Raw genomic sequence first — 13,376 nt, 5'->3', positions numbered from 1 at the left:
GGAACGAGGGCATCAAGTGAACGATTTGACGATCTTGCCCAGGGTCTCCATGGCCTTTTCGCAGGCAGCGTCCCATGGGCTGCCGTAGTTCAGGCGGATGCAGTTCCTAAAACGTTGGGTAGCCGAGAAGATCGGCCCCGGCGCAATGCTGATACCTTGGGCCAACGCCATCTGAAACAGCTTGAGCGAGTCCATTTGCTCGGGCAGCTCCAGCCACAGAAAGTACCCTCCCGATGGCTGGCTGACCCGGGTTTGTGCCGGGAAATAACGCCCTATCGCTGCCAGCATCGCGCTTTGCTGCTCCTCTAGGGCATAGCGTAATTTACGCAGGTGGCGGTCATAGCCGCCATGTTGCAAATAGTCGGCAATCGCCGCCTGGGCCGGCATGGAGGCGCACAGCGAGGTCATCAGTTTAAGCCGCTCGATTTTCTGCGCGTAACGCCCCGCAGCCACCCAGCCAATGCGATAGCCCGGCGCCAGGCTTTTGGCAAACGAGCCGCAATGCATCACCAGCCCTTCGGTATCAAACGCCTTGGCCGGCTTGGGCGGGTGCTGACCGTAATACAGCTCGGCATACACATCGTCTTCGATCAACGGCACCTGATGGTCACTCAGCAACTTCACCAGTGCCTGTTTCTTGGCCTCTGGCATGGTCGCGCCAATCGGGTTCTGAAAGCTGGTCATGCACCACACGGCCTTGATCGGGTGGCGCTCAAGGGTTTGTGCCAGCACGCCGAGGTCGATGCCATCTCGCGGGTGCACCGGGATTTCCACGGCCTTGAGCTTGAGCCGTTCCAGCACTTGCAGGCAGGCGTAGAACGCCGGGGCTTCGATGGCCACCAGATCACCGGGTTCGGTGACGGCCTGCAGGCACAGGTTGAGGGCCTCCAGCGCGCCATTGGTGATCAGCAGTTCCTCCATCGGCAGCATCAGCCCGCCGACCATATAGCGCAGGGCGATTTGCCGGCGTAATTGCGGGTTGCCGGGGGACATGTCGGTCACCACCATGCGCGGGTCCATTTCGCGGCTGGCGGTGGCCATCGAGCGGGCCAGGCGTTGCAAAGGGAACAGCATCGGGCTGGGGAAGGCCGAGCCAAAGGGTACGGTGTGCGGATCCTTGATCGAGTCCAGCACCGAAAACACCAGGGCGCTGACATCCACCTGGGTGGACTCGGTGACGTGGCTGCTGAACACTGGCTCGCAAAACGGACTGGGTGCATGGGTGTTGACGAAATAGCCTGAGCGCGGCTTGGCCCGGATCAAACCGCGACGCTCCAGCAAATAATAGGCTTGAAAAACCGTCGAGGGGCTGACGCCGTAGGTCTGGCTGGCATAGCGCACCGAAGGCACGCGCTGGCCGGGGCCGAGCACCCCGGAGCGAATCAGTTCGGCAATATCGTCGGCAAATTTTTCGTAGCGTTTCATGGAATAAGGCTCGGTCCGGCGTTGGGTTACTGGCGGGGCAATGGTGTGGGAGCGGGCTTGCTCGCGATGGCCTGACTGCGATTTGCCTGACACACCGCAGCAATCCTGTCGCGAGCAAGCCCGCTCCCACACAAAGTATTTGCAGCTTAACGGTTCAGCGGGGCAACAAAACGGCTTTTGGCCACACTGCGCACGCTCGGTTCATCAGTGTCAGTGACCACAAACTCGATGGTCTGCGAGCTGCTTTTCGGGCGCTCGGCCAGCAGGGCAACAGACACCGGTACATCGACAATCTCGCCGGGGGCCAGGGTCAGTTCGGTTTTACCCTGCAACTGGAACGCCTCGCCGTCCTGCAACGAAACCCGGTAGTGCTGAGGCTCCTGGGTCTTGTTGATGATTTTCAGGCTGTAAATGTTCTCGATCTGGCCCTGGCTGTTTTCACGGAACAGGCCGCGGTCCTTGATCACATCCAGGGACACCATGGTGCGCATATTCAGCGCCATCACCAGCGCGCCGATCATCACCACCAGCACCACGGCATAGCCGATCAGCCGCGGGCGCAGCAGATGGGTCTTGCCGCCTTGCAATTCGTGCTCGGAGGTATAACGCACCAGGCCCGGAGCGTAACCCATTTTCTCCATCACCGAGTCGCAGGCATCGATACAGGCCGCGCAGCCGATGCACTCCATCTGCAAGCCATCGCGAATATCTATCCCGGTGGGGCATACCTGCACACACATATAGCAATCGATGCAATCACCCAACCCGGCCTGCTTGGGTTCGACCCCGCGTTTGCGCGGGCCGCGGTTTTCGCCGCGGGCCACATCATAGGAAATGGCCAGGGTGTCCTTGTCGAACATCACGCTCTGGAACCGTGCATACGGGCACATATGCATGCACACTGCCTCGCGCAGCCAGCCGGCGCTGATATAAGTGGCGCCGGTGAAAAACAGCATCCAGAACAGGCTGATACCGGCGATCTCCAGGGTCAGCAGCTCTGTGGCCAGTGGCCGTACCGGGGTGAAATAACCGACAAAGGTCAGTGCCGTCATCACGCTGATGGCCAGCCACAACGAGTGCTTGGCCGTTCGGCGCAGGATCTTGTTCAGGCGCCAGGGCGCTGCTTGCAGCTTTATGCGCTGGTTTCTGTCACCTTCGGTGATCTTTTCGCACCACATAAACAGCCAGGTCCAGGTGCTCTGCGGGCAGGTGTAGCCACACCATACGCGCCCGGCAAATACCGTGATTGCAAACAGGCCAAAGGCTGCAATGATCAGCAGTGCCGAAAGCAGGATGAAATCCTGCGGCCAGAAGGTCGCGCCGAATATATGAAACTTACTTTCAGACAAGTCCCACAGCACTGCCTGACGGCCGTCCCAGTTGAGCCATACGGTGCCAAAGAACAGTAAAAACAACAGGCCTGCTCCCACGATTCGTAGGGTGCGAAACAGGCCGGTGAAACTGCGGGTATGAATCAGGTTGTCGCTGGACTTGTTATTGGTTTTTGCGGCTCTTGGTCGGGGAGCCTCAAATGATTCAAGTATCTGGACGGGAATTTGTTCGCTCATGGTCTTTCGCTCATCAGCCTCCATCAGGCCCGAGCACTATGCCCAGCGAACTGTTTGCATAACAGACTCAGTTATTTGAATTAAAACCGGATCAGATGGCGCCTTCAGGCGGCCTGCGACAATCGGCTGCACCCGAGGTTCTGCCCCGGTTTTGCTGGCTTTGCACGCCTGTAACGCAGTTGGGTGGTACAGGGGGTGATCGGGGTCAAGAAAATCTGCGAATCACGGTCTGATGGGTTGTGATGACTTGTGCATGTCAGCCCCACATGCGGCCTTGATAAAGGCTTGATCGAGGGTGCTGGCCTGATAGTGATATTTGAACGCTTCACCGTCTTCAAAGTGTAGGAATTTCTGTTGGCTGATCATGTAAAAGCCTTGGCAGTTTTCGCTGATTTCATCGACATTGTGCGAGGACACAAGGATTGCCGCCCCGTCCTGTGCCGCACCGCGCAGGCATTGCCAGATATGAAAGCGAAATTCCGGATCTACCCCTGCAGTGGGTTCATCCAAAATGTAGAAATCAGCTGCGACCGACAGCAGTGAAACGGTGAAGAACCAGCGTTTTTCACCGTAACTGCACAGAGAGGATTTTTTGCTCCAGATCTCGTTGTAGCGGTCAAGGATTCGAGGGCTCCAACGGGCCAGCTTCTCTTGTATATGGCATTTGTTAATGGGGGCGGGCGAGCAGAGTAAGGCCGTCATTTTGAAAATGTCATACATGCGCAACGCGGGAGGTGTCATTAGTGTCTGAGATAAATAAAGTTGTTGAGTAAAAGGGTTTATGATCTGGCCATTATCTGGTTTTTTTAAACCGCATAAAATATCAAAGAACGTGGTCTTGCCTGCACCATTAGGTCCTAGTAAACCAGTCATTGAGCCTGAGCAAACCTGCAGGCTAGCTTGGCTGAAAAGCGGTTTTTCTGGGTAGCGGAAATCAATGCAGTCTGCCTGTAAAATACTCATTAGTAGCGGCTCCATACTGGATTGATACGCAAGTACTTGCAGGCCAATAACAAGGCGATGATGAAGGTCGCAAAAATGCTGATAATGATTTTCCATAGCGGTTGTATACCCTGTTGCATAATGCTTTTGCCAAGGCTTAGAGGGTTGAATAATTCAATTGGGAAATAGGTGGGTTCAGGAAGGGCAGCTTGTGCTACCCCGAGGGCAAGCATAATAAAAGATAAGATTGAAAAAACAGTGTTGGCCGTTTGGAAGTTGAGTGGTAGTGCGGTAATGAGCAGGCCGGGTGAGCAGAATAAAATAAAGCAACTATAAAATCGGATCATGAGTGTTGAGGCTTCATAAGTGGAGTAACCCCCAAAAGGAAGCCGTGTCATCATGTAAAAAAACAAGCAGTACAAGCAGGCGATTGTGGAGTAAGCGATGAGTTGCGCTATCAGGAACACTGCTCTGGCGTGTGGCGTATAAATGAATGAACGGATGAAACCACTTTCTCGACGGCCAATGATATAAAAAGAAAATCCAAAGAACGCTACGCTTGAAGATATATAGGCATAAAACCATGCGGTGACAGCGCTGTAATCTTGATTGAAATTATCGTCTCCTTTCGAGTAGATCAGCAGATAGAAAACAGCACCGGGCGACAGTAATATCCAGAACAGTGCAGTCGGTTCCTTGAGCTGTTCCTTGATAAAAATCATGGCCAGTTGAAAGGCTCGAGATCCTGTATTCTTGTGCATGTGGCACCTGCTAAGGAAAGGGCATCTTTGTAGATTTAATACCTACCTTGAAGTTTGTCAAAAATATGCACATCTTGTTTAAGATTGCTCCTACAGTAGTCGTATAGTTTTCCCTGTGGCTTATTAAGGCTTCCTGAAACCTTTGCGATGATCTTATTTCATTTGCGTGAGGGCTTTTATATGCTTCGCCTGAAAATATTAAAAAATTTCAAATGCTTGTGAATGTTTGTTTGTTTTTGGTAGGGCCTGTTTTAAAGAATACTTGTAAGCCCACTCTGTAGTACGGGTATGACTTTTTTTCAAAAAAAGGGACGAGCGGCATGCTGTTTGAATGTGCGCTGCCATACCGCTCCTTGTTATTTGCCGTAATTAGAACTTTTCAGTCTTTACCTTTCGCGGCACTTGCTCACAGGGCGGGTCACCCATGGGTTGCGGGTCACGCTCGGGCGGCTCCTGTTGCGGTTGTGGCCCGGGAACGGGCGGCAAAGCTGGCTGGTCGATATTGGGGTCAGGGGTTTCAGGTGCAATGGGGATACTCATCACGATGACCTCTCGGTGGCGGGATGTAGAGGGCTGTCGGACGGTTGACCGTGTGATGGCAGGTTTGATTCCGCTCACGTGACCGACGGCGCACTGCGCTGCGCGTACCGCAATATTTGCATGGGTTTTGCATAAACCAAGGGTAATTAGCCCTCACGGGGTGCCCCACAAGAGCTAGTCTTGGTGGGACTGTGGATTCAGGACATAGGCCAAGTCGAAGACCGAAACGTATGCACAGGCATGCACAACCTTTACCAGACGGAGAGCAGCATGAGTTCGAGCATGGATACTGGTAAAGGTAAAGACTCGCTGTTACCCGCCCCTACGGACATCGACGCACTGACCAAAGCCGAACACCCCGATCCGTTTGCGGTGCTGGGGCCTCACGCCGATGCTGCAGGCGGGCAGTTTGTCCGGGCTTTTTTGCCCGGCGCGGTCAGTGTCAATGTACTCGCCAGGGATACCGGTGAAGTACTCGGGCGCCTTGATGACGCACAAGTCACCGGCCTTTTTGTCGGGCATTTCACACAGGCGCGGCCGTACTTGCTCCAGGTTGATTGGGGCAATGCCGTGCAAACCAGCGAAGATCCTTACAGTTTTGGTCCGTTGTTGGGTGAGATGGACTTGTACCTGTTTGCCGAAGGCAACCACCGTGATTTAAGCAGCTGCTTCGGGGCGCAATTGCTGGAGGTTGATGGCGTGCCGGGGGTGCGCTTTGCCGTGTGGGCGCCAAATGCGCGGCGGGTGTCTGTGGTAGGCGATTTCAATGGCTGGGATGGCCGTCGCCACCCCATGCGCCTGCGCCACGCCAACGGCGTGTGGGAGCTGTTTGTGCCGCGCCTGCAGGCGGGCGAGGCGTACAAATACGAAATCCTTGGCGCCCACGGCATCTTGCCGCTCAAGGCCGACCCCGTGGCGCTGGCCACTCAGTTGCCGCCTGATACGGCGTCGAAGGTGGCGTCACCCCTGGCCATCGAATGGCAGGATGGTGACTGGATGCAAGCCCGTGAGCAGCGTCAGCGCCGTGACGCACCGTTGTCAATTTACGAGTTACATGCAGGGTCATGGCAGTGCGAGACCGATGATGTTGGCGACATCGAGCGTCAGTACACCTGGCCCGAGCTGGCCGAGCGCCTGATCCCTTACGTGCAGCAACTGGGTTTCACCCATATCGAGCTGATGCCGATCATGGAGCACCCGTTTGGAGGCTCCTGGGGCTATCAGCCTCTGTCACAATTTGCGCCGACGGCCCGCTATGGTTCGCCTGATGATTTTGCCGCGTTCGTCAATGCCTGTCATATGGCCGGTATCGGTGTGATTCTGGACTGGGTGCCGGCGCATTTTCCCAACGATACCCATGGGCTGGCGCAGTTTGATGGCACGGCACTGTACGAATACGCCAACCCTCTTGAAGGTTTTCATCAGGACTGGAACACCCTGATTTACAACCTGGGCCGTACCGAAGTGCATGGTTTTATGCTTGCCTCGGCCTTGCACTGGCTCAAGCACTTTCATGTCGACGGGTTGCGCGTGGATGCGGTGGCGTCCATGTTGTACCGCGACTATTCGCGCAAGGCTGGTGAGTGGGTGCCCAACCGGCATGGCGGGCGGGAAAACCTCGAAGCCATAGAATTTTTGCGCCATCTCAATGATGTGGTTGCCTACGAGGTACCAGGCGCGCTGGTGATTGCCGAAGAGTCCACGGCCTGGCCCGGCGTCAGCGAAAGCACCGATCAGGGCGGGCTGGGGTTTTCCTACAAATGGAACATGGGCTGGATGCACGATTCGCTGCATTACATCCAGCAAGACCCGGTGTACCGCGCCCATCATCACAACGAATTGAGCTTTGGCCTGGTGTACGCCTGGACCGAGCGCTTTATCCTGCCGATCTCCCACGATGAAGTGGTGCACGGCAAACACTCGCTGATCGACAAGATGCCCGGTGATCGCTGGCAGAAATTCGCCAATCTGCGTGCTTACTTGAGTTTTATGTGGGCACATCCGGGTAAGAAACTGCTGTTTATGGGCTGCGAATTCGGCCAGTGGCGTGAATGGAATCATGATCAGCAACTGGACTGGTATTTACTGCAATACCCCGAGCACCGGGGGGTGCAAAAACTGGTTGGCGACTTGAATCGTTTGTACCGCGAGCAGCCAGCGCTGTATGAGCAGGATGATGTATCGCAGGGTTTCCAGTGGTTGATTGGCGATGACGCAGCCAACAGCGTTTATGCGTGGCTACGCTGGAGCAAGGACGGTTCGCCCTTGCTGGTGGTGACCAACTTTACCCCGGTGCCGCGCGAAGGTTATCGGATCGGTGTGCCATTTGCCGGTACCTGGCAGGAGGTTATCAACAGTGATTCGGCGATCTATGCCGGTTCCGATTATGGCAATGGCGGCGGGGTGGTGACCCAGGAGGTAGCCAGCCATGGTCAGGGCGTGTCGCTGGCCTTGAATCTGCCGCCGCTGGGGGTACTGATATTGCGGCCGGTGACGGGGTAGAGCAACAGCGCCCTCACCCTAGGCCTCACCCTCGGGAGAGGGTTGGGGTGAGGGCAGGCGGGCACCTCGGTATTACAGATGCACCTCAACCGCCAACGGTAAATGATCGGATAAATGGCTCCACGGCTTATTGCCAAGGATCTCTGGATTATGGCTGCGTGCATTGCGCAAGTAGATACGATCCAGACGCAGGAGTGGCCAGCGCGCGGGATAGCTCTTGGCCACTTGGCCGTGATGGCGCTCAAACACCTCATGCAGGTCGTCACGCTGGCGCAGGGCAGCATTGCCTTGCTGCTTCCAGTCGTTGAAGTCACCGGCAATGATCACCGGCTCATGGGGCGGCAAGGATTTGAGCAGTTGGTTGAGCAACACGATCTGCAGTTGGCGATGGCTTTCCAGCAGGCTCAAATGCACACAAATGGCATGCACATTGTCATGCCCCGGCACATCCAGCACACAGTGCAGCAAGCCGCGCCGCTCAGGCCCGGTGATCGACACATCGAGATTGCGCGAAGCCTTGATCGGGTACTTGGACAACAGGGCATTGCCGTGATGACCGTCGGGGTAAACGGCATTTTGCCCGTAGGCAAAGTCGCTCCACATGCTGTCGGCGAGGAATTCGTACTGTGAGGTGGCAGGCCAGTCTTCATAACGTGAGGCGTGCTTGCCGTGCTCGCCGAGCACTTCCTGCAAAAACACCAGATCGGCACCGGTGCTGCGCACGGCTTCGCGCAGTTCGGGCAGGATGAAGCGGCGGTTGAAGGCGGTAAAGCCCTTGTGTGTATTGACCGTCAGCACCTTGATTCGATGCACGGCAGGTGCTGTTGCCGGGGTGGCAGATAAAAGTGTATTGCCGACAGCTTGTTCGGTAGGCATGGTCACTCCTCTGTCAGGGGCAGTTTCAAAGCGGCAAGTTACAGTCACAGCTTGCCGCTTTTTATGGGGGTGCACTTGATATTTATCAATACATTCACGCCACCTCGGTGTGTTGCAATTCAAACAGCACCAGCGAACGCCCGGTGACATTGTAGGGTTTGTTGAAGGGCAGATGCTGAGGGCCCTTGATGCTCGGGTCAGTGGTGTCGAGCCGGCATGACCAGCTGATGCCGTGGGGCACTTTGGGCAGGTTGAAGTTGACCGGGTCGTGGTTGGCATTGACCACGATCAGCAAGGTGGCATCAGCGCCGGCGCGCTGCACCCCGGATACCTGCGCCCGGCCATCGAGCAGCATGCCCATGCACCGGGCCTCGGCGTCCTGCCACTGTTCGGTGGTCATCTCGTTGCCATCGGCGGCCAGCCAGGTCACGTCCTTGTACTCGGGCGTGTCAACGGAGTGCCCCACCAGGAACAGGCCGCGCCGCAGGATGGGGTACTGCATGCGTAACTTGATCAGGCGTTTGACAAAGGCCAGCAGGGATTTGCCGGTCTTGTCCAGTTCCCAGTTGATCCAGCCGATTTCGCTGTCCTGGCAGTAGGCGTTGTTGTTGCCGTGCTGGGTGCGGGCGAATTCGTCGCCGGCCACGAGCATCGGCGTGCCCTGGGCCAGGAACAGGGTGGCCATGAAATTGCGCATTTGGCGCTGGCGCAAGGCGTTGATTTCGGGGTCGTCGGTGGGCCCTTCGACGCCGTGGTTCCAGGAAATATTGTTGTTGCTACCGTCCTGGTTGTTTTCGTCGTTGGCCTCGTTATGTTTATCGTTGTAGGACACCAGGTCGTGCAGCGTGAAGCCGTCATGGGCGGTAATGAAGTTGACCGAGCTATAGGGCCTTCGGCCCCGGTGGTTGAACAGGTCGGCCGAACCGGTCATGCGCCCGGCAAATTCAGCCAGTTTGCCTTCGTCGCCTTTCCAGAACGCGCGCACGGTGTCGCGGAAGCGGTCGTTCCATTCCGCCCAGCCGGGCGGGAAGCCGCCGACCTGGTAGCCACCGGGGCCACAGTCCCAAGGTTCGGCAATCATTTTTACCCGGCGCAGCAGCGGGTCCTGGCGACAGGCCACCAGAAAGCTGTGACGTTCGTTGAAGCCGTCGTGATAGCGCCCCAGAATCGTCGCCAGGTCGAAGCGGAAACCGTCGACGTGCATCTCCCGGGCCCAATAGCGCAGCGAGTCAGTGACCATCTGCAAGACGCATGGATGGCTAAGGTCCAGAGTGTTGCCGGTGCCGGAATCGTTGATGTAGTAGCGCTTGTCCTCGGGCATCAGGCGATAGTACGAGGCGTTGTCGATGCCGCGCATGGACAGGGTCGGACCTTGTTCGTTGCCTTCGGCGGTGTGGTTGTAGACCACATCCAGAATCACCTCGAGGCCGGCCTTGTGCAGGCGCGCCACCATCTCCTTGAACTCGGCTATCTTGCCGCTGGCCAGATAGCGCGGGTCGGGGGCAAAAAAAGCGATGCTGTTGTAGCCCCAATAATTGGTCATGCCTTTTTGCAGCAGATGCTGGTCATTGACGAAGGCATGCACCGGCAATAGCTCGATGCTGGTTACGCCCAGGTCGGTGATGTGCTCGACCACTTCATCGATCATCAAGCCGGCAAAGGTACCACGCACCGCATCCGGCACGGCGGGGTGGCGCATGCTGATGCCGCGCACGTGGGCCTCGTAGAAGATGGTGCGTTCCCAAGGCACGCTCAAGCGGTGGTCATGACCCCAGGTGTGCGCCGGGTCGATGACCTTGCACTTGGGCACGAAGGGCGCGCTGTCCCGTTCATCAAAGCTCAAGTCGGCATCCGGGTGACCGATGGTGTAGCCAAACAGGGCCTCGGACCACTTCAGTTCACCCACCAGCTGTTTGGCGTAGGGGTCGATCAGCAGTTTGTGGTGGTTGAAGCGATGGCCGTTTTCCGGGTCGTAGGGGCCATGCACGCGATAACCGTAGACCTGCCCGGGATGGGCGTCCGGCAGATAGCCGTGGAAGGTCTCGTCGGTGTACTCGGGCAGCTCGATACGCTCCAGCTCGACCTCGCCTGCGGCATCGAACAGGCACAGCTCGACCTTGGTGGCATTGGCCGAGAACAGGGCAAAGTTGACGCCCAGGCCATCCCAGGTGGCCCCAAGGGGGAAGGGCAGCCCTTCGCGGATGCGCAAGGGATCGCCAGTGGGCGGTGCTGACGTGTGTTTACTCATGACCTGCTCCTGCACAACCGGATTTTTGGGTGTAGGTGGCCTGTGGGGGCGGGCTTGCGATTGCACTTCTGCGGTTCAATCCGTTGGCCGGGTTGAGGCAATCGCCAGCTGGCGCTCCCACAAGGGGGAAGGTGGACTCAAGACGAGGCAGGCTTGCGCGGTGCCCGGGGCTTTTTCTCGCCGGCAGGTTTTGCTGCGGTCTTGGCCTTGGTGGCCTTGGGGGCTGCCTTGGAGGGGGCCAGGGCTTGTGCCTGGGCCAGTTTGTGGGCCATTTCCCAGTGACGCGCCTCCTGGCCCTCCGGGCGACCTTCAGACTCCCAGATCTGATAGGCAAATTCACGAATGTGCTTGTCGTCATTACTCATGGTGAAGCTCCTTGCTCATGGGTGATTTAGCGGTCTCGCTCGTGGGCTTGCTGGCGGGCGCAGGCCAGCAGTTCAAAACGTTGAGTGGCATCGATGGCGTCCAGCAAGGTATTGCCGTCGCCCGGCAGACGTCGGCACCAATTGGGGTGGCCGCTGACGGTGCCGGGCAAGTTGGCTTGCTCCTCGAGCCCCAGTGCATCTTCGATTGGCAGCAGTACCAGCGGCGCACGGGTGTGCCCCAGATAACGGATGCTGGCGTCCAGTGTCGGAGCGTTGCCCTGGGCTTCTTCCTGAAAGTTTTGTGGATCCAGGCGCAAGGCCAGATCCAGGCCTTCGCACTCGCGCTGACGGCTTTCGCGCCAGTGGTGTGCAGTGACCGGGTCAATCAGGCCCAGGCGTTCATTCCAGTCGATATCGCGTCCGTGCAGCCAGCCGGTGAGTGTCGGCAGGTCGTGGGTGCTGGTGGTGGCCAGGGCATCGTCCGGCCAGTCCAGAATCGGTTTGAAGCGCGCGCCGTAGTCCTGCTCGAACAGCAGCACGCGAATGCCCAGGATTGCCCGCTCGCTGAGCTTTTCCCGCAGGCCGTCAGGTACGGTGCCAAGGTCCTCGCCCAGCACGATGGCCTGGTGGCGCACCGATTCAAGGCACACCAGGCGCAGCAGGTCGTCGATCGGGTAATACAGATAGGCGCCTTCATCGGGCGAAGCCCCCAGGGGTATTACCCACAGGCGCTGCAAACCCAGCACATGGTCGATGCGCAGCCCGCCAGCATGGGCAAAATTGGCCCGCAGCATCTCGATAAAGGCACGAAAACCATTGCGCTTCAGGCCTTCGGGGGAAAACGCCGAGATGCCCCAGCCCTGGCCCGCGCGGTTGAGTGCATCGGGTGGCGCGCCCACGGTCAGTTGCGCCAGCAGTTCATCCTGGCGGCACCAGGCCTGACTGCCGGCACCATCGGCACCCACGGCCAGGTCGGCGATCAGGCCGATGGCCATGCCGCTGCTACGCGCCGTGGTCTGGGCCCGGTCCAGGCAGCGGGCGATCAGCCATTGGCAAAAGGCGTAATAACCGATGAGCGCCTGGTGCCCCTCGGCAAACCGCAATAGCGCCGGGCTGTCCGGGTTGCGCCATTGTTCGGGCCACTCGCGCCAGTCGAAGCTGTGATGCCCGGCCACACAGGTTTCCTGCAGGGCCTCAAAGCGGCAGTGGTTTTCCAGTGCTTCGCCACCCAGCTCGCGAAAGTGATTGAAGTCGGCCAGCAGCGGGTGTTCGTCCCGGGCAAAGTCGTTGTAGAGCTGACGCAGCAATGTCTGTTTGGCCAGGGTTGCGGCTTGCCAGTCGATCAGCGGCAACTGTTCAAGACGTTGCAGTTCGTCTCTCAGGCCTGTGGCTTCAATGGCCCTGTGCAGTGCCTCCTCGCCAAGGATACTGGCGGGTGCTGCATACAGGCTGTTGAGAAACAGGCGACTGGAAGGTGAGTACGGGCTGTAATGTTTGGGCGCGCTGCTGAACATGGCGTGCAGGGGGCTGATTGCCAGCGCATCGGCGCCGCGCTCACCCACAGCCTGCAGCAGGGTTTCGAGTGCCCGGGTATCACCAAAGCCGCCGTCGCCGTGGCGCCGCAATGAGTACAGTTGCACGCTGACACCCCATGCCCGTGGCGCTGTCTGATGCAGGGCATCGCCGATACTGAAGCACCTGGCCGGGGCCACGGCCAGGGTGAACTGTTGATCTTCCAGCTGCACCCGGTGGTAGCCGACGGGGATCATGCCCGGCAACATGGCGTCGGCATCCAGCTGGATTGGCAACGCATCGCCGTTCTCCAGATGCACGATGCACTGACTATGGGCGTGAAAGTAGCGTGACAAGTCCAGGGCCTTGCCGACGTCTGCCGTGAGCAAGGGCGGCAGGCGTTTGTTCTGCTGCTCCAGCTGCAGGTTGAGCAGACTGGTTTCGATGGCTTCGGCGCTGTCGGCGGGCAGTCCCAGCCCCGCCAGAATGGCCTCCAGCACCTGTGGCCTGACCCTCTGTGGCTGGCCGTTGGCATCAATCCAGTCAACGGCCAGTCCGGCCCGGCCGGCGAGTACTTCAAGTTGCGCTTCGCTCATTGGCGGTACCCTTGATGGCGATAAATGAACGAACGTCAGGC

At 58.1% G+C, this 13,376-nt stretch carries 10 protein-coding genes; 1 reads left to right on the top strand and 9 read right to left on the bottom strand.

All coding sequences use genetic code 11. The annotated features are described in order from the left end of the window. Positions 1-12: 12 nt before the first annotated feature. The 5 genes from mapR to FHL07_RS23705 all read right to left on the bottom strand — a co-directional run bounded on the left by mapR (position 13) and on the right by FHL07_RS23705 (position 5,236). On the bottom strand, positions 13-1,425 hold the full coding sequence (gene mapR / locus FHL07_RS20905) for a GntR family transcriptional regulator MpaR (protein ID WP_095002453.1): 1,413 nt from the start codon (positions 1,423-1,425) through the stop codon (positions 13-15). 146 nt (positions 1,426-1,571) lie between these two features. After that, positions 1,572-2,993, bottom strand: a complete 1,422-nt coding sequence (gene ccoG, locus FHL07_RS20895) for a cytochrome c oxidase accessory protein CcoG (protein WP_095021199.1) — start codon at positions 2,991-2,993, stop codon at positions 1,572-1,574. Positions 2,994-3,215: 222 nt separating this feature from the next. Beyond that, a complete protein-coding gene (locus FHL07_RS20890) occupies positions 3,216-3,956 on the bottom strand; it encodes an ATP-binding cassette domain-containing protein (RefSeq protein WP_095025076.1) in 741 nt (246 codons plus the stop codon). Further along, positions 3,956-4,696, bottom strand: a complete 741-nt coding sequence (locus FHL07_RS20885; RefSeq protein WP_095018840.1) for an ABC transporter permease — start codon at positions 4,694-4,696, stop codon at positions 3,956-3,958. The genes FHL07_RS20890 and FHL07_RS20885 overlap by 1 nt, the downstream gene beginning before the upstream one ends. A gap of 369 nt (positions 4,697-5,065) precedes the next feature. Beyond that, positions 5,066-5,236, bottom strand: a complete 171-nt coding sequence (locus FHL07_RS23705) for a hypothetical protein (protein ID WP_165446481.1) — start codon at positions 5,234-5,236, stop codon at positions 5,066-5,068. A gap of 282 nt (positions 5,237-5,518) precedes the next feature. Between FHL07_RS23705 and glgB the strand changes: the two genes are divergently transcribed. Next, positions 5,519-7,738 carry a 1,4-alpha-glucan branching protein GlgB gene (gene glgB, locus FHL07_RS20880; protein ID WP_446730762.1) on the top strand — a complete coding sequence of 740 codons (2,220 nt, stop codon included), beginning with the start codon at positions 5,519-5,521 and terminating at the stop codon, positions 7,736-7,738. A gap of 72 nt (positions 7,739-7,810) precedes the next feature. On the opposite strand, the gene FHL07_RS20875 is transcribed toward glgB, so the two are convergent. The 4 genes from FHL07_RS20875 to malQ all read right to left on the bottom strand — a co-directional run bounded on the left by FHL07_RS20875 (position 7,811) and on the right by malQ (position 13,335). Then, entirely contained in the window at positions 7,811-8,614 is an 804-nt protein-coding gene (locus tag FHL07_RS20875) for an endonuclease/exonuclease/phosphatase family protein (protein WP_095002370.1), read from the bottom strand. A gap of 94 nt (positions 8,615-8,708) precedes the next feature. Continuing rightward, positions 8,709-10,862, bottom strand: coding sequence for a glycogen debranching protein GlgX (gene glgX, locus FHL07_RS20870; RefSeq protein ID WP_138738875.1), 2,154 nt, complete (start codon positions 10,860-10,862; stop codon positions 8,709-8,711). Between the two features lie 137 nt (positions 10,863-10,999). Continuing rightward, the gene (locus tag FHL07_RS20865; protein ID WP_138738874.1) at positions 11,000-11,227 is read right to left on the bottom strand and encodes a DUF2934 domain-containing protein; all 228 of its coding nucleotides are present in this window, start codon (positions 11,225-11,227) and stop codon (positions 11,000-11,002) included. A gap of 26 nt (positions 11,228-11,253) precedes the next feature. Further along, positions 11,254-13,335, bottom strand: coding sequence for a 4-alpha-glucanotransferase (gene malQ / locus FHL07_RS20860; RefSeq protein WP_138738873.1), 2,082 nt, complete (start codon positions 13,333-13,335; stop codon positions 11,254-11,256). Positions 13,336-13,376: the final 41 nt, after the last annotated feature.

It is taken from the genome of Pseudomonas sp. FSL W7-0098, assembly GCF_005930585.1.
Lineage (GTDB): Bacteria > Pseudomonadota > Gammaproteobacteria > Pseudomonadales > Pseudomonadaceae > Aquipseudomonas > Aquipseudomonas bubulae.
Note: the sequence above shows the minus strand (reverse complement) of the source record. Positions and strands in the feature narration are given on the sequence as shown.